This window comes from Pedobacter metabolipauper (assembly GCF_004362715.1).
In the GTDB taxonomy this organism is placed as follows: domain Bacteria; phylum Bacteroidota; class Bacteroidia; order Sphingobacteriales; family Sphingobacteriaceae; genus Pedobacter; species Pedobacter metabolipauper.
Map to the genome: position 1 here is coordinate 311870 of NZ_SNYC01000003.1, position 24905 is coordinate 336774.

Here is a 24905-nt window from a genome sequence, read left to right on the forward strand (position 1 = left end):
AATCAACTATTTTATCCACCACTTTGAAGTTGGCATAATACTGTCTAAAACAACCTGTTCTCCAATCTTTGGAGTAATCACTTTGATATTTAAGACTTCTGCTTCTTTAATGACCCGGTTTATAGACTCGTCCCAGGCATGTGTAGCCAGCGAGAATTTCCCCCAGTGTACTGGAAGCAGAACTTTGGCTTTAAGATCAACGGCCGCTTTTGCCGTTTCTTCAGGCATCATGTGAATATTGGCCCAGAATGCATTGTACTGACCATCTTCTAAAATTGCAAGATCAAAAGGTCCATAAGTATCACCTATTTTCGCAAAGTGTTTGTCATAGCCGGAATCACCACCCAAATAGATCGAATATCCCTTAGTTCTAAAAATGAAAGAAGACCACAGTGTTTTATTGCGGATGATGCCACGGCCAGAAAAATGTCTTGCCGGAGCCGCAGTAAATTCAGTATCGGCATTAATAGCCGTACTTTCCCACCAGTCGAGTTCTTTTATTTGATCAGCAGGAACACCCCAGTATTCCAGGTGCGCACCCACACCCAATGAGGTTACAAATACACCAACTTTATCCTTTAACTTTTTTATAGTTTCATAATCCAGGTGATCGTAATGGTCATGTGTAATTAACAGCACATCAATCCGTGGCATATCTTCAACCTTATACACATCAGCACCATCAAAGGCCTTAGTTCCAGCATAACTAACCGGAGAGGTACGACCGCTAAAAACAGGATCTACCAAAATATTAAGGCCGTTAACCTGGATCAGGTAGGAGGAATGGCCAAACCAGGTAATCTCTGGCTTTAAAGCAGGCTGCAGTTTTAGATCACGTTTAACAGAAGGTAAGGTATAATCCGGGGTCTTACGCTCATGTGTAGCGAATAGAAAGTCCGCCATAACCCCGAAAAAAGTACCGCCTCCGGTAAATGTCGGGGTTTCGGATTGGTTCTGAAATGCGCCGTCAATGTATTGAGGAGACTTTTTAATCCGTTCCAGCCTTAATCCCGAAGGGGCTTTACCAAAAGAGGCTTGCTGTAAAAATAAAAATACTACTAAAGCCAGTACCCCAAGTATTACCGAAATTGTTATCATCGTTCGTTTAAGTATTCTTTTTAATCTCATTTTATAACCGTTGATCTTCTACAGCTGATGGGTTCAAAAGTACACTTAATTTCATTACTTCGCTTTGTTATAAAGCCCTCGTTTATTTGCTGAAAAGACCATTGTCAATAGGATTTATGATAATGGCAGATATTGGTCTGCTTAACATCGCCCTGAGCATGAAAGGCCAATGGCTTTCTATACCTGATAAAGGAATATTATTGATGCAGCAATAGCACTGATCGGACTGTATAATATAATAGTTACCAGGAACAGTTGATTAAATGGTATTTCTAAAAATGGCCGTTTGATGATAATTATAAACCAAAGTATAAATACCTGTGTTTAAAGTATAAATACGGTTTTATTCAACGATTTTGATTATACCTTGCAATAAGTCAGTACATTAGCCCTTGGCGATTAGGGCGTCAGAATTCATAGGTTAAGTTGGCATCATCTGTGTATAGTAATTGGTATACCTGATGGTTAAATAGCGCTCCATCTATCAAGCAGGATTAGAGGGGCAGAACATAATGAATTTCATCAAACTATTTTATAAAGAATTATCAGGTAAAACAGAAACAAATTTAATGCAGGCACGAATCTTTCACCGGATTTGTATAATATCAATGTTATTCATTCCAGTGGCGCTAACCGTTAATCTTTTTACAAAGATCCCGTTTGTTTCGCCAGTATTGTGTACTTCATTTTTGCTCACCGTAATTTTGTATTACAATTCCAGATACCTTGGCAACCTAAGAACCAGCGTAATCCTTTTTAGTGTAATCCTGCACGTTTTGCTGCTTCTCAATTATTTCTTTAATTCAGGTGTACAAGGACCAACGCTAGTGCTGTTCTTATTGTCTATGATCTTTATCATAGCGGTAATGCCAAATAGACAATACTTGTTTTGGGTTCCGTTAAATGCCTTTCTGGCTATCCTGTTAATTGGTATCGAATATCAATATCCATGGCTGATTAAAAACACATATTCATCCCGGATCGGCTTTTTCACAGATACGGCATTTACCTATCTCATCTCCTTAATAGGCATCTCAGTCGTCTTAACATATATTTTAAGAAGCTATCAGACGGAAAAGAAAAATGTGATTGCAGCATTAAAAAATGTAAAAAAAGCAGATGAATCAAAGGTCAAACTGCTGTCTATACTTTCTCATGATTTGAAGGCACCACTAAATACAATCGAGGGATTTTTAGAAATGCTGGTTAACTATGAACTTGAGGAAGATGAAAAAAAAGCCATTAAAAAAAGCTTGCTCAAGGAAACGAAGAACACACAAACTATGCTTTTTAACATGCTGTCATGGACAAAATCACAAATGGAAGGTGGAATACATGTTAATCTGCAGCATTTGAATTTACAGGAAGCCTTAAATGTGGGCATTGAAATTCAGCAGACTGCTGCATTAGAAAAAATGATTACATTAACAACCCGGATTGATCCGGATGTTTGTATTATTGGCGATATGGATATGATCAATCTGGTTGTGAGAAATTTACTGAACAATGCCATTAAGTTTACGAATGAAGGCGGCGAGATCCAGCTTACAGGTAAATCTGTCAAAGGCTTAGCTATGATCACGGTCAGGGATAATGGAATAGGAATAGCACCCGAAAAACAGCAAAAGTTATTCTTTTTGAATTCCGGAACAACCTATGGTACTGCAAATGAAAAAGGCGTTGGCCTCGGACTCATGCTTTGTAAAGAATTTACGGAACTTCAGGGCGGAAAAATTACTTTTAAAAGTAAGCCTGGTATTGGAACAGAATTCCAGGTATCACTGCCATTATGTGATCAGAAAGTTTACACCATACCAAATCATTTTAAGGAAGAAGCAGTTAACTAGCAGGTGTACAAAGCGAATAAACCATGGTGTAATAATAACCAGGATTTTAGTCAATGTGATGCATGCAGATTAATTTGAATTTATGTTTTGCACTTACATTTAACCATTAGGTTTGATTTGCACATCGGGTATATAAAGTTCCATTATTTATTATATTTGGGCTCTTCAATAGCTAGATCATGCATAACTCTCTGTCCGGTACGTTAAAACATAAGTGGCATTTTATAACTGGGGATCATGATAAGTATCCTTTTGAAAATAGGATGTTTCACAAAATTTCACTGATAGGGATTTTCTTTGCATTGATCCTTGCAATCCATAATTTTTCAACTACCCTGCTCTTCGCAGCGGTCATTTCCATTTTATTTGCCATTGTCCAATTTGTTCTATTTTATATCAGCAGGTTTAAAAACCAGACCTCCAAAGCAATCATCTTTACGGCAATACAAGTGAATTTGATATTTGCTGCCGGTTATTTTTATAATGCTGGTATATCCGGGAGTGTATCCCTTTTATTTTTAATGTCACTTTCCCTGCTGATCTTAGTTAGCCCGGCAAAATCATGGAAATACTACCTGACAACAAATATCCTGATGGTTATAGGCCTCATGTTGGGTGAGTATTATAATCCTGATGTGATAAAGCAGCAATATAGTACCAGATGGGAGATGTTTGGAGATCAGATGTTTACCTATATGATTGCCGGTATACTGATGTACATCTGCACTTCTCAATTGCGTAGAAATTACGATTTACAGCGTAAGTTTTCTGAAGAGAAAGCCGTACGACTTGAATTGCTCAATAAAGAGAAAGACAAACTGTTTTCTATCATTGCCCATGATTTAAATGCGCCGTTGAGTTCATTAAAACAATATTTGGATCTTCTCAACGTCATTGATTTTAGCGTGGAAGAACGAAAAGATATGGAAGTAAAGCTTGGTCTGTCGGTTGATGGTATTCAGGAACTTCTTAAAAATTTATTGTTCTGGGCCAGAAATGAACTCAATGAACTACCCGTCAATCTGCAGCCAATCGTGCTCGGAGATCATCTCATACCCACCACCCAGATGTTTACACTTCTGGCCAGTCAAAAAGGGATCACATTAATCACAGAAATACCAGAATGCATCACCATTGTAGCAGATCATAATATGATAGATCTCATTGTTCGTAACCTGTTAAACAATGCCATTAAGTTTAGTACGGATAAAGGTGTAATCAATTTGCTGGTAGAAAGATCCGGTACAAAGTGTATCATCACGGTTAAAGACTTTGGTGTAGGGATCCCTGTAGAACAACAGAAATTTCTGTTTACACGTAATATAAAGCCAAGTTATGGAACATCCCAGGAAAAAGGTACAGGTCTTGGACTGGCACTGTGCAAAGAATTTGTAACTCTGCAGGGTGGTGAGATCAGTTTTTCAAGTAAACCCGGACAGGAAACCGTATTTAAAGTAATTTTACCATTGTTTCAATAAATTAATCTGTGTTGAGATAAAATAAGTCACGAGATCAGGAACCTAAGGAAAATGGAAACTAACCTTCAGCAATTTAAAAACTCATTAAAAACGGAACAGGTACCTTTTAATCTGTCGCTTCAATTACAGGCACTTTGGTACGATGGTAAGGGCAACTGGAAAACTGCACACGATCTGATCGATCAGGAAAGTGATCGGGTATCAGCTCATGTACATGCGTATTTACACCGTAAAGAGGGAGATCTGTGGAATGCTGATTATTGGTATAGCCGTGCAGGAAAATCAAGACCAGACCTTTCATTAACAGAAGAATGGGAACAACTCGTTAGTCTTTTTCTTAAATAAATGGGAGCGGCTAATTAACTCTTTTCTTAAATAAGAGATTATCGAAATAGACAGATTAATGATTTGGATTCAAAAGTCCATAAATTTCACTGTCTAAGAACTTTCCGTTAACATAATAATCCTGCTTAAAATATGCTTCCTTAACAAAACCATTTTTGATCAATATCTGCCTGGAAGCATTGTTTTCGGGGTTAATATTGGCACTGATGGAATGTAAATTTATCGAATCGAATCCGAAGTTAACAGCTTGTACCAATGCTTCAGAGATAATTCCTTTTCTCCAGTACTCCGGGAGTAGCATATAACCCAGTTCAGCCCTGTGATTTGCTAAATCTGTTCTGTAATATCCGATGTTACCGATCATCACATCAGGCTGTTCTTTTAACACAATGGCCCAAACCAGGCTTTCTCCGTTTTTGAAGTTCTTGTTCAGCGTTTGGATAACTGCTTTAGATTCATCCACATGTTTTGGACGTACACGGTCAATATACCGCATCACCTGATCGTTTGTACGCAGTGCATAAAGTGCTGCTGCATCAGATTCGTTTTGCCCGCGTAAAATAAGCCGCTGCGTTTCAAGCACCGGAAAAAGAGGAAGGTTTAAACTTAACATATATGAATTTAAGATTTTATTAGAGATCTGCACTCATTTTTACGAATGTATCTTTCTATAAAAAGTCTTTATGTTCATAAAGCTTTGGTGATAAAGCCCGATTAAGTAAAAATTATTGATTGTTGACCTCAAAGCCACCATATGAAACCATATCTGCATTGTGGTTTACGGTTAGCTTAAGTTTCATCCGCTCAATCAGGTCTTTCGCAAAGGTAATGCTTCGGTGTATATCTGTAATCCCTCTAATTTCTATTCCGTGGGCCAGTTGCTTGAACTTATTAGGCTCAAATTTATCAATGAATTTTTGAAGATCGGTACTCATGTTTGTAGGTGTCTTTTTCATATCGTTCATTCCACTCAAAAGGAATTACCCGTTATAAGAAATTTCAGGCCCAAATGTTTTAATCTATTTCTTAATGTGGATAAAAAGCCTGTTGTTGATAAAAAATTAAAAGAATACATACCTTTAAGCCTTTAATCAACAAGACTATGAAAATGAAACTATTTTTAACCATCTTAATCTGCTGCTGCATTCAATTTACATTCGCTCAAAAAAAATCAGACTTTGTATCAGTTACCAAATCAACTGCAGCTGTGGCAGACAGCACTTTGCTGAAAATGGTAAAGGGGATCAATGAGGTAATCCGGGCAAGGGTCAAAGCTGCTTTTCCACCTGATGTCATCGCATCATATCAAGACTACGCAGTAATCGACCAGGAAGGACGCATACCTATAGACAGCCTTTTAAAATATAACATCAAAGATTTTAAGAACATCACGGTATCCTTTGGCGAGCCTGTATCGCTTTATTCAATTAAATCATTGTATGGTGTGATTATGCTGTACAGAAAGCCGACTCAATAGCATCTGCCACCTCCAGGCAGATGCTGCCTGATCTTTCTAAAAGAAAGGAAGTACCGAGAAACTAAAGTTAACGTAAGGTGCATTGCTGATTTTGTTGTTCAGAAAATACTCGTCTGAAGTTTTAGTGCGGTCAAAAGCCCGGGCAGAGAGTGGCGTCAATATGCCACCGTTCATGCCAAAAACAAACTTCTTCCCAATTCGGTATTCAACACCAATACCGGTTTTTAAATCAATGGTCGTATAGTTGGCATCATGCGGTACATTCGGCTGGTTCAGTTCAAAAAATGCGAGAGAGCCAGATAAAGACGTTCCTGCGGTCGCCGAAAGCCGGTCTGACAAACCTTTTCTAAATGCAATTTGTGAGGGCAGGTTCAAATTAAACTCCAGGTCGTTCTTAAATTTATGCCAGTAAGTAAACAATAAAAAAGCAGGTATTTTAAGCGATGGGTCAATATTTATAACCACACCAGCAGAATACCGGGTAGTAGCCGTTTGCTTAATTGGAAATAGCGCCGTACCCAGGTAACTGAGCTTCTTAATGGAACCTGCGTCATTGGTAACACCAGAAACACTTGCCATATAAAAAACGGGTTTGCCGAACAGGGAATCCCGCCGTTGAAATGAGGCGGTCAGGCCAACTGTTGATTTGTTGAAGATCACATCATCATTACTCAATCCCGGCTGGAAACTCTGCACCTCGTCTACCTTCAACCGCTGCTGAAAATAGCTGATTGATGTCGATACTGAATTTTTTCCCCATGATTTGACTGGTACATTAAACAGGGCAGTAGTGCGTACTGTACTGGCTTTGCCCTTAAACAGCGGATCGCCATTGATTTTCCCGCTGATGTCACCACGGGTAATGACATCCGTTGAGATGTTGATTTGCCGCAAAACGGGATTTCTAAGTGCAGCTTGTTCCATCTGCATTTTTCTGATGGAATCTATAGCCAGACCTTTAGATACCTCCGAAATGGACTGTGCCGAACAAAAAGTTGCAGCCAGTAAGAATACTGTTGTTGGAATCAGATAATGTTTCATCGTTGCTTATTAAGAACAGCCTACAACTGTTCAATGGCATAAAGGTCATTACTTAGTACCTTTGCAAAAAGAATAAAAGAAGTGAAATGGACAAAGCCATGGGGGGAACGGACAAATTAGCGGTTAAGCAGAATTGAACTAAGAGATCTATCTCGTGAGAAATCAATTATTCAGCGTTTGCCAGCCATTCTAAAAAAGCAGCCGTTCTTCCCTTGCTAACCGTAATCCGTTCTGTAAGCACTATAGAAAGGTTTAAAGAGAGCTTTCGCGAGAAGAAGCTGGAAACATCAATGATTGCTTTACGGCAGACCAGGAACTGACGGTTCGCCCTGAAAAAATGATTGCCAGTAAGCCTTTCCAGTTCGTCGAGGTTTTTATTGGGGTAATAGACCTTTCCGGAAAATGTATGCAGTTGAACCACATCGTTTTCCAGTTGAAAGAGTGCAATTTCATGAAGTTTTATCGGCTTGATCCGGTCCTGATAATAAACCAGAATGGAAGCGGCCTTAGCCTGATCACGATTTACAAGCAGCTGCATCAGGTTATTATATTGCTGGGGAGCTGTTACTGCAAAGATATCTTTTAGCTGACTATATTTTTTCAATGCAGCCTCCAGGGTTTGACGGGTAAAAGGCTTTAAGATATAATCAATTCCGTTTACCTTAAAAGCCTCAAGTGCATATTCATCATAGGCGGTGCAAAATATAATGGGTGCGGTAAGCTGTGCGGCAATAAAGATCTCAAAGCTAAGGCCATCACCCAACTGTATATCACTAAATATGATATCAGGCTGCGGTTCGCTTTTAAAATAAGCAACAGACTCCTTTACCGAACGCAGCTGAATAATCCTGACAGGTCTATCAATAAGCGCTATGATATTCCTTTCCAGATCTTCCGCTACAACTCTTTCATCTTCAATGATCACTATATCCATTTTCCAGTAATTTTATGCTCACCAGGAACTGGTGCTGCGATTCTTTAATGATAACCTCGTCTCCCGACCAAAGCCTGTAGCGCTCTGCAAGGTTGGCAAGGCCATTATTGGTTGATATTTCACTAATTTTTTTCTTCTGCAGGTTGTTGGTCACCACCACCCGGTCGCCTTCCTGGCTAATCCATACATGGAGCGGCATTTCTTCGGTCAGCTCATTGTGTTTAATCGCGTTTTCCAAAAGTGGTTGTAAAGAAAATGAAGGGAGATAAAATGAATTCAGACTTTCATCCGGAATCATTATCGTGCAGTTCAGTGCTAACTCAAAACGGATTTTCTGCATTTCAAGGTAATCATTCAAAATCTTTAGTTCGTCTCCAAGCTTAGAAACATTGGCCCCATGATTAAATGTCGATGCCCTTAAAAAATTAGCCAGATGAACCATATAAGTATCTCCGGTATCTGTATTTATGCGATAAAGAGATTTTAGCATATTAAGGGCATTAAAAAGAAAATGAGGCTGTATTTGCTGTCTTAAAAGCAAATTTGCGGCTTCGGCATGTGCAGCTTTGATTTTGGAAAGTTCCAGGTCAGACTGTGCCTTTTCATCCTTAAGCAGGATATGGTTGTGCAGAACAAGGATAAGCGTATTCACAACAGCACTGGAGCAAAACAACATGAAAAAATTAAACCCATCTAAAAATGACCATTTCTGATGCCCCAGTGTAGCGAAGATGGGCCAGATGATCAGATAGGCAAGCGCACTTACCAGGTAGGTAAACAGATACCGGTACCGTTTAAATTTTTTAATGTTGTTCCCAAAAATGCGTCTCAGTCTAATCACGATCAGGATATTGGCAAAGCCGATCAGTGAAATAACGAGAAATGTCATTAATGTAAACAAGAACCTGTTGTTCTGATTTTTATCCAGAAAGAGAAATACAAAGACATAACCACTCATGACGAGTGAAAGCAAGAAATTTATACGTACAAGGTTCTTAACAGGCAGTTTTACTTCCATACGGATTACATCAGGCACGCAAAATAATACAATCTAACCGATTGTAGGGCCATTAACTTACCGAAACGGACAAAAGAAGTGGCAAGTGGCCTATTTTAAATGTAAAAGGAAAATTAACTTCTATTTATGCCTGACATCAGGTAGTCAAAATTCTCAACATTAAATCACTTATTTTATTCCTCTGTAATTGAGCAGGTAAGGGGCAGTATTGCTGTTTTTGATCTTTGAAAATTCTGATGGAGTACCACATGCCATCACATTTCCTCCCTGGTCACCAGCACCCGGACCTATTTCAATGATCCAGTCGCTTTTAGAAATGATATGCATGTCGTGTTCAACTACAATAATGGTGTTACCCTGATCAACAAGCTGCTGCAGCTGCAGCATCAGCTTCTCCACATCAGAAGGGTGCAATCCTGTAGTTGGCTCATCAAGGATGTAAAGGGTATTTCCGTGCTGTGTACGCTGCAGCTCCGTAGCGAGTTTAATTCGCTGTGCTTCCCCTCCGGATAATTCGGTAGCGGGCTGTCCGAGTTTTAAGTAGCCAAGACCAACCTGCCTTACCATATCAAGTCCGCGTTGAAGTGCCGCATCAGATTCAAAAAATGCCCATGCAGCGTCTACCGTTAACTCAAGTACCTCGGCAATATTTTTATTCTTATAAGTAATTTCAAGGGTTTTTTCATTATATCTTGTTCCTCCACAGGTAGGGCAGGGTGTGTAAACGCTGGGTAAAAACAGCAATTCCACCATAACAAAACCTTCACCCTGGCAATGGGTGCACCTGCCCTTAGCCACGTTGAAAGAGAAACGGCCGGCATCATATTTTTTCTTTTTTGCCCCGGGTGTAGCTGCAAATAGTTTACGGATCAAATCGAATAAACCGGTATAAGTCGCCAGGTTTGATCTTGGAGTACGTCCAATCGCTTTCTGATCTACCTGTACCAACCGTTTAATAAAAGTTGCTCCTTCAGTAATCCTGCCCCCTAAAGTAAGAATGGGGTTATCTTGTAAATCATACTCATCTTCAGGATCCGGTGGAATGACATGCTGACCAAGCTGTTTTGAAACCAGTTCTACCAATACCTGGCTAACCAGACTGCTTTTTCCTGATCCCGATATTCCGGTTACACTGGTAAATGTACCCAGCGGGAAATCTACATCCAGTTCGTTCAGATTGTTGCGGGTTAGGCCTTGTAATTTAAGCCAGCCTTTAGGAATTCTGGGTATCTTCTCCTCTTGCTCCTGGTTCCCGTAAATAAAATGCCTGGTCTTAGAAGATTCAATATTTCTGAGCCCTTCCGGAATTCCGCTGTATAAAATATGTCCGCCATTTTCACCTGCGCCAGGGCCAACATCTACAATCCAATCGGCATGGCGGATTACATCAATCTCATGCTCTACAACAAATATAGAATTACCTGCATCCTTAAGTTTGTCCAATGCGCGAAGCAACGAACGGGTATCAGCAGGATGCAGACCGGCAGAGGGCTCATCCAAAACATATACCACACCAAAAAGATTAGAACGGATCTGTGTAGCAAGGCGCAATCGCTGCAGTTCGCCTGGCGACAAAGTGGGTGTATTTCTTTCCAAACTCAAGTAACCAAGCCCTAAATCCAGCATCACATCCAAACGTGCAACAAGATCTTCAGCAATGCGACTGGTAACGACGGCCTTTTCAGGGTGCTCTCTTTTTGTTTTACTGCTTAACCGATAACCCGGATCGGTATACTTTTTAAACAAGGAATGTAATTTACTTAGCGGCAGCCGGGAAAGTTCAGTAATGTCGAGTCCATCGAATTTGATAGAAAGTGATTCTTTTCTTAATCTTTTGCCCTTACAAAGCGGACACTCACTGCTAAGCATAAATTTGCCTGCCCGCTTTTTCATCAACTGGCTCTGGCTATTTGAAAACGTTTGCATCACATAGCGTTTTGCACCGGTAAAGGTACCCATGTAATCAGGCTGTATCTTATTTTTAATTGCTTTTTTTACCTGATCCGCAGTGTAACGCGGATAAACCGGAACAACAGGCTGTTCATCTGTAAATAAGATCCAGTCGCGGTCTTTTTTAGGCAAGTCCTTCCAGGGAACATCTACATCAAAACCCATCGTGATCAGAATATCTCTCAGGTTCTGACCCTGCCAGGCGGTAGGCCAGGCGGCAATTGCTTTTTCCCGGATGGTTAATGAATCATCAGGTACCATTGACTGCTCCGTAACTGTATATACACGGCCTAGCCCGTGACATTCCGGACAGGCACCTTCAGGAGTATTTGGAGAAAATGACTCTGCATAAATGATGGATTGCCCTTTCGGATAATCACCAGCCCTGGAATAAAGCATGCGAAGCAGGTTGGAAAGCGTAGTTACACTACCAACAGATGAGCGCGAACTTGATGATCCGCGCTGTTGCTGTAATGCAATTGCTGGCGGCAGACCTTCAATTTCATCAACCTCCGGTATAGACATCTGGTTAAAAAGTCTGCGTGCATATGGTGAAACCGATTCCAGATAGCGCCGTTGGGCCTCTGCATACAATGTTCCAAAGGCAAGAGAAGACTTTCCGGAACCAGATACACCGGTAAATACAACAAGCGCATCGCGCGGTATCACCAGGTCTACATTCTTCAGGTTATTTTCCCTGGCACCTTTAACGCTAACATATCCGGAAAATTCTTTGGACTTGGGCTCTGACTGATTCTTCATGATGCAACTGGCAAGGGAATATTAATGCAATTAAAACAGTGGTTAACAGTTATAGTTTTAATGATCTAAAATTGTATCTTAATACAAACTTTAGCAAGCTGGTTATCAGAAAGCAACTGTATTTGCCGGGATTCAAAATTGATATTTAAATTAAGCTTACAGGTTGCCTGGTTTTGTTTTTTAAAAATTAAAAACTTATATAAACCAGGGGTGTTGATTTAGAAGATGCCAGCAGGTGGCAAACTAACATTACAATAAAAGATTATGGAAACAGGTAAAGAAAAAAACAAAGATACAACGGCTAAGACAGGAGTAGTGCCGGAAGATCAGCTTCAGGGCAGCGATGCGGATTTGGCCTATAATGAGGATGCGGAATTTGAAAAAACCGCTGAAAATATAAAAGGCAAAGACAATACTTCGGATAAAAATGAAAGTACTTCAAATAAACAAAAAGGTGCAGATGCAGACACTGATCAAAGCAGCGTTTCTTAATGAATATGGAAGATCACAACCTTGAGCGATTTGTTGCAGCCCAGAAGTCAGTTTTTCAAACGGTACTGTCTGAATTGCAGAATGGAAGGAAGCAAAGCCATTGGATGTGGTATGTCTTTCCCCAAATTCAGGGTCTTGGCTTCTCAGAAACATCTAAATTCTACGCAATTCAGGATATGAACGAGGCTGAAGCATACCTTAACCACCGCGTACTTGGGCCCCGGCTCATTATGGTTTCCGAGATGATCTTAAAACTGGAAGGCACCAATGCCTACCAGATATTCGGGAGCCCGGATGATGTAAAACTTCATTCCAGTATGACACTTTTTGCATCAGTACCAGGCAGCCATCCTGTTTTCGAAAAAGTTCTAAAACAGTTTTTTAACGGATTAAAGGATTGCAAAACATTAAAAATTATTGGGCTGCTGAAACATCAATAAGTTATTGCCATTCCCGATCTGTCATCATGCTGATCAGCATTACTCCATTGCTTTTTTAATAATTTCGTTGGTTTTATCAATACCCGAAAAACCAATATGATCGTAGATCACATTTCCTTTTTTGTCGATAACGAGGTAAGCAGGGATGCCTGTAAATCTATATTTTATTTTCAACAAGTTCAATACTTTGGAGTCCATCCTGAAATGCTCTCCCGGGATTTCCCGGATCATATTTTGCCATAGCTTAACCGGCGAACTTTCATCGGTCAGATAAACAAAAGCAACATCGGCCGTTTTAAATGATGCTTTAGATGGCTCATATTGCTTCATGGCGGCAATACATGGACCGCACCAGGTAGCCCAAAGATCAATGTAGATTGCTTTCCCGTTAAACTTACTGGTAATCTCCTTAAGCAGTGCATCTGCGTCAGTTGTGGACTTACTGATCTCATGGACACGGAAATCGGCAACAGCCGTACTGGAAAGTCCATTGAGGATCTTTTTATCGAGTTTTTCGATATAAGCGCGTATTGCAGGATCTTTGATCTTCGCAATGGCAGGCAAGTCATACCGGTTTAGCGGCGTATTTTGTCTCACCATTTTCTTGGTGAAGATCCGGCTGATCGAAAGGTCAAAGAAAATGCCGGTATTGCTTCCAATAAGTGGCGGCATAACAGAGAAAAGGTCATCCATAGCTTCGTTATTCCGGAAACTGGCAGTTTCCTCTGCAAAACGTTCATCAAAATTGTCCATTGTGATCGGATCCACGCCGATCAGATCATCTTCCTTACCCGTATAATCAGCAAGGGTTGGCAACCTGATCCCCAATGGATCCAGGTTAAGGCTAATATCAGCCATTTGATCAAGCATTCTCCTTGCGCTTACAGTTGGAGACTTAACCAGAACATCAAGTTTAACGATCAACGGATCCATGTTATCTGGTAAATTTTCCTGCTGCCTGATCCAGGAAAGCTGTTGGGCCGCCACATTTTTTAACCATTGTTTATGACTGGCAGACCAGTTATCAGGGTTTCTTTTTTTGTTGATCAATAAGACTTCTTTCTCCTGATCAGATAGCCTGTAATCTGCATTCAGACGTTCCAGATTTTTATTGCTTACATACCGGATTTTAACGAAATGACGGTTTACCAAATCGGGGATCCCATTTCCATTATTTATAAAGTCTGAAAATGAACTTGTGTATAAAGATTGGTAATGATTAATATCCAATTCTTTGAGCGCGGAATATAAATGAGCATTAAAGTCAGGCAACTTTATTTTACGGTTTTGTTCCTGCTCAATTCTAAAAATTAAATCCAAGTTCGCCAACCAGTTCGCGCCTCCCGTTTTCAGGTCGATTTCGGCAAGCTGACGGGTTTTAAGAAACAGGGCTGTATTGCCTTGCAGATCTTCGATTCCTTTTTTAACTTGTTCAACAACATAGCTACGGAGCATCTCGGAAGTGGTTCCGGGCTGGTCTATAAATTCATAAATTCTTTTGGGAGATAAAAACCTATGCCTGTGGTTAGATAAATCATATCTGTAATATTGGTTATTGACGTCGGCGTAGGGGCCGGTAAAAATGATCCGTTTACTTTGATCGGTCTGGTCAAGGTCGGCATATAGCACGGTTTCTTTTCCAGGTTCCAGTAAGATCTTTCCGTTGTAAGGCGAAAATTTCCAAAACAATACTTCGGTAGCAGAAACAACAGGCACACTGACCTTAAAATTTCCTGACGGGTCAATCGCCAGATTGACCTCCACATGTTCGCCGGTTATCGGATTATCATATATCAACAGCGGTTTATCTCCTGCCTTTGGATGGTAGCCTTTCAAATGACCGGACAGCATTGCGGCCTCATCCTTAAAACGCGGAACGGGCAGGGGCTTTCCATCATCTTTGAGCGATAGAGCAGCAGCGATGACCTTTCCAGGGATTGAATCTAATTTGGCAGGTTGAGAGGCTAAAGCTAACGGAATATAAAAAACTGAAGCAGCACACAGTAACAGAACGGATCTGGAATATTTCATTTGGTTTGGTAGATAACTTATAATTATGTCGAATATACCTTAATTAAACAAATTATCAAGATATGAATTCACATTAACGATACTGCATTATTCGGGATAATTCTAGCTAATTATTTGGAATTATTCCATATAATCTACTATTTTGCAATGCGGTATCTTTATGCTGCTCAACAGGGATTATGATTAAATCAGCAATGCCATTTCTGAAGAGGCCGTTTGTCAGGCTGACCGGTTTACAGCAGGTGGATTTCACCATTGAACAATACTCCAAATTGGAAAGAAACATTTCATACGATCGTAACGGACTCCTGTTGTTGAAACTACAGATCAGCAATAGTCAATTAAGTTCAAAGCCATGAGCAGGCAGATAAAAGCAACCATTAAGAATAGAAAACTAAACTTCGGAACCGCAAAGCGTGCAGCGATCTGGATTTTCTTTATCCTGCTGGCGCTAAAAATGATGTTCTGTCTGGGTGTGTTGTGTAATCTGTTTAAAGATTAACAAGCCTGAAAATATTCATGCCGGCCAACTCAATTTGTGAACCACTCCCAAGCCTGTACCTGTTTGCTGCGTGATATAAAAGAAATGGGAATAAGAATGCCGTTATTGGATTTTATACGGATAAAAGCCATTGACTGCATTAAAAACCAAATAAGATCAGCATAGAAAATCCCCAGATGATGATCGTGGTATTGGCATGCTGCACATATAACCGCAATAGCCTCAGGGCTTTTCGCATGTGCTGTTCAACCGTATTTTCAGATATTTCCAGTTTTGCGGCAATTTGTTTGTTCGATAGATATTCCTGCCGGCTCAGTTTAAATACATGCCTGCATTTTGCCGGCAGCTTTTCAATCTGCATACCCAGTTGGCTTTCCAGATCCCTGGAGTCAATATGCTGCTCGGTAGAATGGTCAAGCTCGCTGGCCTCAAGAATAATCCGGCTTTCATATTTTTGAAATTGTACTTCCCGGCGGTAATGGTCAAGTATCTTATTTTTGGAGATCGTAGATAGAAATGCAGGAAGGTTAACGATCTGATCGGCAGAACTGCGCTTATTAAAGAGAATCATAAAAGTTTCCTGTACCACTTCAGCTGCAACCTCACGGTTCTTGATCTTGCTCATCGCAACAGCAAGAAGCCGAACTGCATGTCTCTTATAAAGCAGCTCAAAAGCACGATCATTACCACGTTGCCACGATAAAATCAGTTCCTGATCACTTATTTCTGCAGACATTTTAGTCATATTTGGGTTAACCTAAATCCATTAGAACAATCACATTCTTCTTTTTTTGCACGGGATAGTTCTTGAATTGCCGATTAGTTAACCACGAATTTAATTTTTATAAATTGCCCAACTGTCCTTGTCTGTCCTGCTCCAAATCCTGAATCCGGTTACCATATGGTTAAGAGTACCTAATTGAGCTGGCTATATCGGTTACCGGAGCCGTTTTTATAAAATTCTGTATGCCTGGGCTTGTCGTATTTAATCAAAAGTATCAAGCCTTTTACAATTGGCCCGGAAATCAATTGATCACAGCTTACACAAGCAATTCATTTTCATATTTTTTAGAGTGGGGGATAACGGTTTCAATTTCTTTATACGTCTTCCTGGTATACAGTAAACATTAAACAGAGAAAAAGCATTTAGGCGGTACTCATAAGAATAAGGCAATACTACATGAAGAATGAACGACTACAATACCTTTTAGAACGTTACCGAACCTCTAAATGCAGCGATCAGGAACTGAAAGAGATCAATGACTGGTATGAAGAGATAAATGCAGGCAGCCAGGATCTGGAAGAATGGATTGAAGAGGCAGGTGGAAGCCAGTTTCTGGCAGATCAGCTTTACAACAATTTCGAAAAGAAAAGGAACCAGTCACGAAGAATAACAGGCATTATCGGTAGTCGCTGGAAAGCTGCTGCTGCAATCTTACTGGTGCTGGGCAGCAGTATCGCATTTTATAGCTATTTACAGCAGGCAAACCCCGATGTTAACGCGCAGCAGGCCAAAGTTCTTCCGGGTAAAAATAAAGCAGTGCTGGTCCTTGCTGATGGCAGGCAGATCGATCTCGATGCGGCCGCAATTGGAATTATCGACCGGCAAAATGGAATGATGATTACAAAAACAGATAGCGGACAGCTAATCTATACCGTTGATCAGAAATACACAGCAAAGGCAACAGATAAGATTGCTTACCATACCTTAAAAGTACCTCGTGGCGGACAGTACAGGATCGTGTTGCCCGATCAGAGTAAGGTTTGGCTAAATGCCCAGTCTACCCTTAATTTTCCGGTAACATCAGCATCAACAGGCAGAAATGTACGTTTGGATGGTGAAGCTTATTTCGAAGTTACACCAATGAAGCACCAGCCTTTTTCTGTGCTTACCGGCAATCAGCAGGTACAGGTATTGGGTACGCATTTTAATGTCAAAGGTTATCCTGGTGATCATGAAATACTGACCACCCTGCTCGAAGGGCGGGTAAAAGTTAGCCAGATCACTTCAGCGCAAGGAAAAATACTACATCCGGGGCAGCAGTCAGAAGTACAAACACAATCAGACCTTATTGCGGTGCGCAAAGTAAATACCGATCAGGCAGTAGCCTGGAAAAATGGATATTTCATCTTTGATAACCAGGACATCAGGAGCATCATGAAAGTCATCAGCAGGTGGTACAATGTAGATGTGGCCTTCCATAAGGTTTCATCAAACGAACATTTTGGTGGAACTTTTTCAAGAAATGCTGACCTCTCAGAGATCCTGAACAATTTGCAGGACCTGGGTAATTTAAGGTTTAAGATCGATCAGAGAAAAGTAGTTGTTTCCCAGTTAGATTAAGCAGAACAGTTTTGAACAGATTACTTTACATATTCATTGCTTTTAGCTTGCTTCATGTGAGTTCCCCGGCCTTTGCCCAAAAAATAAGTCTTTCTGTTACCAACGCGTCCATCACCGATGTGATCTCTGAAATCAAAAAGCAAACAAATATTGATTTCCTATACAACAACAGGGCATTGAAAAATGCAAGGCCGATCAGCATCCATTGCGTAAACATGGAACTCAGACCTGCGCTGGACCTGTGCTTTGAACAGCAGCCATTTGAATATAAGATCAAAAATAACACCGTAATGATTACCCGTAAAAAAAACCGGATGCAGGCAGCAGACCCAATCCTGGAACCGTGGCTGCGCCTTCAGGGAACCGTAAAGGATTCCGTTACCGCTCAAATTCTTGAAGGCGTATCCATTTCAGTAGAAGGAACAGGAACAGGTACCAGGTCTGACGCCATGGGAAACTTTATAATCAGTGCTCCTGAACAACAGCAGGTAATAGTAGTATCCTATTTGGGATATGCTACACAGCGGATTCAAGTCAGTTCCAGGTTAAATATGGAAGTGAACCTGGTCAGGGAAGATACGCGTTTAAACGAAGTCGTGGTTATTGGATATGGAACCAGCCCCAAAGGAAGCGTTACCGGGGCCATATCAAGTGTACAATCCGCTGTTTTTGAAAACAGGCCCTTAAACAATAGCCTGGAAGCACTGCAGGGAACAATTCCCGGACTTACCGTCACCAGGTCAAGCGGACAGCCAGGAAATCAGAATTATGCCGTTCAGATCAGAGGTTACTCTTCAATCAATGGAAATATACCCCTTATTTTGATCGATGGTATTCTTGGTGATATCAATACCATCAATCCCAATGACATTTCAGAAGTTTCTGTCCTTAAGGATGCAGCAGCATCGATCTATGGAGCCCGGGCAGCAGACGGGGTAATGCTCATCAGTACAAAAAATGGACGTAAAGGTCCGCCAGAAGTTTCCTATACGATGAATACCGGAATCAAAGAACCGTCGTATCTGAGAAAGATCAGCAATACACTTCATTTTGCCGAATTTATGAATGAAGGACTTTTAAATGTAGGTATGACCGGTTTTCCCAGGGATGTTTTTGATAAAATAAAAGCCAATGCAGCCCCAGACCTAAATGGGGGCTGGAATTATGGCATCACCAGTTATCCGGGTTTTTATGGATATACAGACTGGAATAAAGCAATCTATAAAAACTCCCTGCAGCAGCTGCATAATCTTTCCGTCTCCGGCGGCACAGAGAATAACAGTTACCTGGTATCTTTAGGGTACAATCAGGACGATGGTGCAGTAAAATTCGGAGAGAACAGATCTGACCGCTATAACATGCGCCTCAATTATAATTTCCAGCTGTTTAAAGACCTGACATTTGAAAGCAGAACAAGTTTTGAAAACCAGGCCATCGTAAGTCCAACCATGCTGGCCAATGCACTGACCAATGTTACACGTCAGTTTCCTTATCAGCCGGTTTACAATGCTTTAGGACAGTTTTATGGCTACCAGGGCTATGAGAATCCAGCACAGACCCTTCAGGAAGCCGGAGATCAGCATGCCAATCATTCCCGGTTCAATACCAATCTAAAGCTGGAGTATAAGTTGCTTGATGGTCTGAAATTAACCGGACAGGCAGCTTTTAAACTTGATTATACCAATGATAATGCCATCAACAGGACGTTTACACGCCACAATTATACAGGAGAAATACAAGACATTAGAAATACACCCAACTCTGCCTATTATGCCAATGCAAAAATGCTCAACAAATCGTACCAGGTTTACTTTGACTATGACCGGCAGCTGGCTCATGATCATCAGATCACTTTAACCGCTGGAGCTTCACTGGAACAGACAAAAAACGAAGGACAGGCCATTATGGGCTATAATTTTCCCGGAAATGATATATTCACTTTAAACCTTGCAGACCGTACCAAAGTAGCCTATGCTGATTTTACCGGTAATCTCAATAACCAGGCACTTGCATCTTACTTTGGCAGATTGAGGTATGCCTTTCGGCAAAAAATGATGCTGGACCTGACTGCCCGGGCAGATGTCAGTTCTAAATTCGCAGCCAGCAAGCGCTGGAGCGCAATATTTCCATCAGCGGCATTCGCCTATAACTTGTCAGAAGAACGCTTTATCAAAACATTGAATACGTTTGATCAGCTAAAATTCAGGTTGTCCTGGGGAAAGGCAGGGAACCAGGAGATCGGAAACTTGGGCCTTTATGATTATGTATCCCTCATCTCTATCGTTACCAACGGATCGAATAATCCGCTGTCCTATCCAATTGGTTTCCCAAATGCGGGACTTGTTGGCGCGGTATCCAAACCAGCTTCTCCCAACCGGACCTGGGAAACCATTGAGAATAAGAACATCGGAATTGACGGCTCTGTATTTCGCAGCAGGCTAACCTTCTCTTTTGATTATTTCAATAAGATTAATTCTGATATGCTGGTAGACATTGCATTGCCGGCAACATTTGGCGGCAATGTGCCATCCTCTAACCAGGGTAAACTGGAAACAAAAGGTTTTGAAACCATATGGTCATGGAAAGACAACATAGCAGATTTTAAATACAGCATCTCCTTACAACTCAGCGACAGTAAAAATAAACTGGTGCAGCTCAGAAACAGCGATAGTTACCGGGAAGGCTTAAACCGTTTCAGGCAGGGTTATTCCATTTATTCGTATTTCGGATACGTATACGAAGGTATCATCAAAACCCAGGATCAATTGGATCGTTACAAGCAGCTGCTGGGCGTTCCATCCAGGATCGGTATTGGTGATGTGATGTACAAAGATGTGGATGGTGATGGTAAACTTACCGCATTCGGTGATCTGTCGAAAGGGCTGAGCGGAGATATGACCTATCTGGGTAATTTATTGCCGAGGTATAATTTTTCGTCCAATATCAACTTGAGCTATAAACAAATGGACCTGGGTATCTTTCTTCAGGGTGTAGGTAAACGAAATGTGCAGTACGAAGGGTCGATCAGTACGCCAAATGCATTTTTCTGGCCCTCTCTGGAATATTATTATGGTAAGACCTACAGTCCGGAACGGCCCAATGCGGAATATCCCCGGTATCTGCCCGGGTCAGTAGGTTATGATGACATCAGGGAATACAATTACCGGACCTCAGCGTTAACCATGCAGAATGTAGCCTACCTGAGGTTTAAAGTCATCACATTAGGGTATAGCCTTCCGGCAAGAATGGCTTCAAAGATAAAAATGAAGTCGCTGCGGGTATACCTCAGCGGACAGGATTTGTTCACCTTGTCCAAAGGTACGCTGGGAGGGAACTTTGACCCGGAAGACGGGTACCGGAATGAAGGCACCTATCCCTTTAGTAAAGTGTATTCATTTGGCTTAAACCTAAAATTTTAAAGATCATGAGTAAAATTCAAGGATTCATCTGCATTGTTTTGTTCTTTAGCCTAAGCTGTAAAAAGCAGCTCAGTACAGTTGTTCAGGACAGCATTACAGATGAAACATTCTGGAAAACACCAAATGATTTTAAATTGGCCGCCAATCATTTGTATAATGGACTGGACCGTTTCGGATTTGAAGACACCGAATCTGATATTGCGTTTAACTTTCCCAATTCAATCAGCAACGGCAATTTGCAGCCTTCAGAAACTTCGTCAGACTGGACAAACAGCTATAGCTATATCCGTTCTGCAAATAACATATTGGAAAAAGGCGCATTAAACTCCGATGCAGAGATCAAAAGATACCTGGCAGAAGCCAGGTTTTTCAGGGCCTGGTATTATTGGAAGCTATTGAGAATCTATGGAGGTGTTCCGCTAATTACCCGGGTACTGGATGTGGATGATCCGGCACTTTTTGCGGCAAGGTCAAGCCGTACAGAAACGGCAGACCTCATTTTAAAAGACCTCAATGAGGCGGTAACAGATCTTCCGCTGCAGTCTGCTCTGCCGGCATCTGATGTCGGCAGGATCACCAAAGGGGCCGCACTTTCACTGATGGCACGCGTAGCGCTTTTTGAAGGAACCTGGCAAAAATTTAGAAATGGAACCAGTGCCGGTAAGTACCTGGATGCTGCAATTGCTGCATCCGGTCTGGTTATGAACAGTGGAGGATATAGCCTGTATGCTGGAAATGCAGACCAGAGCTACCGGTATCTTTTCCTGGAACAAGGAGACGATTCCAGGGAAACCATATTGGACAGGAGATATGCGAGAGATATTTTAGGACACGATATGCCCTATCAATATGATGAAACGGGCTATAACCCGACCAAGAAAATGGCAGATATGTACCTGGATAAAAACGGTCTGCCAATTGGTAACCCAGGTTCGCTGTTTCATGGTTATGCTACCTTTTCTTCCGAGTTCCAGGATCGTGATCCACGGATGACCATGGTCATGACCATTCCCGGGACGCTCACAAACCGGGTGTTCTTTCCGGTAACTAAAATCGCCAACTGGCCGGATAAACCGCAAAGAAACTTCAATACCGGCTATATCTTATATAAGTTCATGTCAGAAGATCCATTTGCCAACAACACCGGACAGTATGGAGACGAAAGCAAGTTTGACTACGACCGCCACCTCATCCGCTATGCAGAAGTATTGCTGATCTATGCAGAAGCCTCTTTTGAAAAGAATGATGCGATAACAGATCAGGAGTTGAATGAATCTGTCAATAAAATTCGTGACCGCGTACATATGCCGCATCTCAGCAACGCATTCATAGCAGCAAATGGACTGGACATGAGGACAGAGATCCGAAGAGAAAGAACGGTAGAGCTGGCACTCGAAGGATTCAGGTATGACGACTTGCGCCGCTGGAAAACAGCAGAAATAGAATTGCGCCAGGACATCAAAGGAATTAAGATCAGGGGAGCCGAATGGGCAAGCAGGGCACCATATGGAGACCCGGCATACCTTGGAAGAATAGATGCAGAGGGCTTTCTGATCGCAGAGACAAACAGGAGATTTGATGCTGGCAAAGACTATCTCCAGCCTTTGCCAGTTAGGGAAATTGCTTTTTACACGGCGAGCGGCTATAAACTGGAACAAAATCCGAACTGGTAACCTATAAAAGAACTATTATTAAAATCACACATAAATGAAAATCAGAATCAAAAACAAACTATTCGAAATCAAATTGGGGCTCATTAGCCTTGCGTTCATTTTCTCATCACACACCTCGTTTTCTAAAAACTCAACGTTCTCAGCGTTCTCAACGTTCTCAACGCGCGCTCAATACATATCGTTGTCTGAGCGTCCGGCTATTTCAGTACGTCCGATGTTTTCTCAGCATTCAGCACCAGTTCTTACAGCAAAACCAACCGAGCCAAAGCTGGTTAATATTGTCAATTTTATCCGCTTGCTGGAGCCAAGAGATCCCAAAATTACGCAGGACGTATTGTATCAGACCGTAGTAAAACAAGTAGAATTGATGAAGCAATACAAGCTGAGTGGTACATTTTTGCTGCAATACGATGCGATGATGGATTCCAGGTATCAAAAATTGCTGAAAAGCCTGCCAAAGGGAACTTTTGAAATAGGAGCGTGGTGGGAACTTCCGCAACCGCTTATAGAAAAAGCAGGACTGAAGTGGAGAGGACGCTATGCCTGGGACTGGCATGCAGATGTAGGCTTTGCAACAGGCTACACACCAGAAGAACGTGAAAAGATCATAGACGTCTACATGGCCGATTTTAAACAGATCTTTGGATATTACCCAAAATCAGTAGGATCGTGGTTCATAGATGCACACACGCTGAACTACATGTCAGATAAATACAAGATCGTAGCTTCTAGCAACTGTAAGGACCAATATGGTACAGACGGATATACCCTGTGGGGCGGATACTGGAACCAGGCCTACTATCCGAGTAAGATCAATTCATATATGCCGGCACAAAATAAAGAGAACCAGATCCCGGTACCGGTTTTTAGAATGCTGGGAAGTGATCCGATCCGTCAATACGATACAGGCATCAGCAGCAGCAGACAAGGGGTAATCACACTCGAGCCTGTATATCCGGCTGCAGGAGGGGATGCCACCTGGGTAAACTGGTTTATGAAAGAATTTGTAGAAGGAGAATCTATGGAATTCAATTACACCCAGGCCGGACAGGAGAATTCATTTACCTGGGACGCCATGAAAAAAGGATTGGAAATCCAGTTTCCGTTACTGGCAAAGTTAAGGGACGAGAAAAAGATCAGGGTAGAAACCATGGAGCAATCCGGACTGTGGTTTAGAAAAAACTATAAGGTTACCCCGGCAACGGCTTTCACCGTCAATGATGACCTTGGAGATAGCGACAAGAAGACCGTATGGTTCAACAGCCGATTTTTTAGGGTTAATCTATTATGGGAGAACAGCAATTTAAGGATCCGCGACATTCATTTATTTGATGAAAAATTCCCTTCAGTATATACCACCCAAAAAGCAACCTCAAATGAATGTACATTCTTTACCCTTCCACTGGTAGATGGCTATCTATGGAGCAAAAGAAACAATCTTGCAGGATTACGCTTTAAAGCACTGATTGATGGCAAAGAGACCTTACTGGAAGGGGGAGATCCAAAGATCACCAATAACGTTACGGGCAGGCTGCAGGTTTCCTGGCCGCTAAAAAATGTACCGGGCAGTATTGAGATGGATCTCAATGAAGGCAGTATGGTGATGAAGCTTACCGGCAATGGATCATTAAACTGGTATCTGGATCTGACGGTTGCTGAAAATGCAAAACTACCGTTTAAAGAAATTACAGAACACCGCGTAACGGCAGAATTTGAACAAATGCCCTATGCCGTATCTGCCGCATCAGGTAAATTTTCAAACCCGGGCAACGGATCCATATTCAGGATCTCTCCGGAGAAAAACAACATCACCTTAAATTTAAAGAATGCGAATTAAAAATAGAGTAACGGTAACGAATTTTTCATTCGTCATATGATTATGAACACCATTTTAAAAGCGATGAAGACCACTATAAAAAAAGGAAAGGAGGAGTGTTATAAATAAGTAATCAAAGAATGATGACACTCAAAAAAATGACCAGGGATGTACCACCATCCCCGGTCGTTTGCTTACCAATGTGTCA

20 protein-coding genes are annotated in these 24905 nt (G+C 41.4%); 11 read left to right on the forward strand and 9 right to left on the reverse strand.

Annotated elements, in window-relative coordinates; translation table 11 throughout:
- Positions 1–6: 6 nt before the first annotated feature.
- A complete protein-coding gene (locus ATK78_RS01400) occupies positions 7–1098 on the reverse strand; it encodes an MBL fold metallo-hydrolase (RefSeq protein WP_243732405.1) in 1092 nt (363 codons plus the stop codon).
- A 638-nt stretch (positions 1099–1736) separates the two neighbouring features.
- Here ATK78_RS01400 and ATK78_RS01405 point away from each other — a divergent pair.
- The 3 genes from ATK78_RS01405 to ATK78_RS01415 all read left to right on the forward strand — a co-directional run bounded on the left by ATK78_RS01405 (position 1737) and on the right by ATK78_RS01415 (position 4798).
- Positions 1737–2975 (forward strand): sensor histidine kinase, encoded by a 1239-nt coding sequence (locus tag ATK78_RS01405; RefSeq protein ID WP_166664792.1) that lies wholly within the window; start codon positions 1737–1739, stop codon positions 2973–2975.
- Positions 2976–3238: 263 nt separating this feature from the next.
- Positions 3239–4453: a sensor histidine kinase gene (locus tag ATK78_RS01410; RefSeq protein WP_166664793.1), complete on the forward strand. Its 1215-nt coding sequence runs from the start codon at positions 3239–3241 to the stop codon at positions 4451–4453.
- A 51-nt stretch (positions 4454–4504) separates the two neighbouring features.
- Entirely contained in the window at positions 4505–4798 is a 294-nt protein-coding gene (locus tag ATK78_RS01415; protein WP_133574275.1) for a hypothetical protein, read from the forward strand.
- Between the two features lie 55 nt (positions 4799–4853).
- Here the strand turns inward: ATK78_RS01415 and ATK78_RS01420 are convergent, their stop codons facing one another.
- Positions 4854–5411 (reverse strand): GNAT family N-acetyltransferase, encoded by a 558-nt coding sequence (locus tag ATK78_RS01420; protein ID WP_133574276.1) that lies wholly within the window; start codon positions 5409–5411, stop codon positions 4854–4856.
- A gap of 112 nt (positions 5412–5523) precedes the next feature.
- Positions 5524–5754, reverse strand: coding sequence for a hypothetical protein (locus tag ATK78_RS01425; protein ID WP_133574277.1), 231 nt, complete (start codon positions 5752–5754; stop codon positions 5524–5526).
- 146 nt (positions 5755–5900) lie between these two features.
- Here ATK78_RS01425 and ATK78_RS01430 point away from each other — a divergent pair, with 146 nt between their 5' ends.
- Positions 5901–6275 (forward strand): hypothetical protein, encoded by a 375-nt coding sequence (locus ATK78_RS01430; protein WP_133574278.1) that lies wholly within the window; start codon positions 5901–5903, stop codon positions 6273–6275.
- A gap of 36 nt (positions 6276–6311) precedes the next feature.
- Here the strand turns inward: ATK78_RS01430 and ATK78_RS01435 are convergent, their stop codons facing one another.
- From ATK78_RS01435 to uvrA, 4 genes are all read right to left on the reverse strand, one after another.
- Positions 6312–7316, reverse strand: coding sequence for a DUF6268 family outer membrane beta-barrel protein (locus ATK78_RS01435; protein WP_133574279.1), 1005 nt, complete (start codon positions 7314–7316; stop codon positions 6312–6314).
- Between the two features lie 166 nt (positions 7317–7482).
- On the reverse strand, positions 7483–8250 hold the full coding sequence (locus ATK78_RS01440; RefSeq protein ID WP_133574280.1) for a LytR/AlgR family response regulator transcription factor: 768 nt from the start codon (positions 8248–8250) through the stop codon (positions 7483–7485).
- Positions 8231–9268: a sensor histidine kinase gene (locus ATK78_RS01445; RefSeq protein ID WP_133574281.1), complete on the reverse strand. Its 1038-nt coding sequence runs from the start codon at positions 9266–9268 to the stop codon at positions 8231–8233. The genes ATK78_RS01440 and ATK78_RS01445 overlap by 20 nt, the downstream gene beginning before the upstream one ends.
- Before the next feature lie 168 nt (positions 9269–9436).
- Entirely contained in the window at positions 9437–11980 is a 2544-nt protein-coding gene (gene uvrA / locus ATK78_RS01450; RefSeq protein WP_133574282.1) for an excinuclease ABC subunit UvrA, read from the reverse strand.
- Between the two features lie 264 nt (positions 11981–12244).
- Between uvrA and ATK78_RS01455 the strand changes: the two genes are divergently transcribed.
- A complete protein-coding gene (locus ATK78_RS01455; RefSeq protein ID WP_133574283.1) occupies positions 12245–12472 on the forward strand; it encodes a hypothetical protein in 228 nt (75 codons plus the stop codon).
- Positions 12473–12477: 5 nt separating this feature from the next.
- Positions 12478–12912 carry a DUF1810 domain-containing protein gene (locus ATK78_RS01460; RefSeq protein WP_133574284.1) on the forward strand — a complete coding sequence of 145 codons (435 nt, stop codon included), beginning with the start codon at positions 12478–12480 and terminating at the stop codon, positions 12910–12912.
- A gap of 39 nt (positions 12913–12951) precedes the next feature.
- Here the strand turns inward: ATK78_RS01460 and ATK78_RS01465 are convergent, their stop codons facing one another.
- Entirely contained in the window at positions 12952–14943 is a 1992-nt protein-coding gene (locus tag ATK78_RS01465) for a TlpA family protein disulfide reductase (protein ID WP_133574285.1), read from the reverse strand.
- Positions 14944–15298: 355 nt separating this feature from the next.
- On the opposite strand from ATK78_RS01465, the gene ATK78_RS22650 reads away from it, so the two are divergent.
- Entirely contained in the window at positions 15299–15445 is a 147-nt protein-coding gene (locus tag ATK78_RS22650) for a hypothetical protein (RefSeq protein WP_166664794.1), read from the forward strand.
- A 139-nt stretch (positions 15446–15584) separates the two neighbouring features.
- Here the strand turns inward: ATK78_RS22650 and ATK78_RS01470 are convergent, their stop codons facing one another.
- Positions 15585–16181 (reverse strand): RNA polymerase sigma-70 factor, encoded by a 597-nt coding sequence (locus ATK78_RS01470; RefSeq protein WP_166664795.1) that lies wholly within the window; start codon positions 16179–16181, stop codon positions 15585–15587.
- 444 nt (positions 16182–16625) lie between these two features.
- On the opposite strand from ATK78_RS01470, the gene ATK78_RS01475 reads away from it, so the two are divergent.
- The 4 genes from ATK78_RS01475 to ATK78_RS01490 are packed head-to-tail and all read left to right on the forward strand — an operon-like array spanning position 16626 to position 24718.
- Positions 16626–17789 carry a FecR family protein gene (locus ATK78_RS01475; RefSeq protein ID WP_133574287.1) on the forward strand — a complete coding sequence of 388 codons (1164 nt, stop codon included), beginning with the start codon at positions 16626–16628 and terminating at the stop codon, positions 17787–17789.
- 11 nt (positions 17790–17800) lie between these two features.
- Positions 17801–21208: a TonB-dependent receptor gene (locus tag ATK78_RS01480; RefSeq protein ID WP_133574288.1), complete on the forward strand. Its 3408-nt coding sequence runs from the start codon at positions 17801–17803 to the stop codon at positions 21206–21208.
- Positions 21209–21213: 5 nt separating this feature from the next.
- Positions 21214–22881: a RagB/SusD family nutrient uptake outer membrane protein gene (locus tag ATK78_RS01485; RefSeq protein WP_133574289.1), complete on the forward strand. Its 1668-nt coding sequence runs from the start codon at positions 21214–21216 to the stop codon at positions 22879–22881.
- 34 nt (positions 22882–22915) lie between these two features.
- Positions 22916–24718: a hypothetical protein gene (locus ATK78_RS01490; protein ID WP_208112282.1), complete on the forward strand. Its 1803-nt coding sequence runs from the start codon at positions 22916–22918 to the stop codon at positions 24716–24718.
- The last annotated feature ends 187 nt before the right edge of the window (positions 24719–24905 follow it).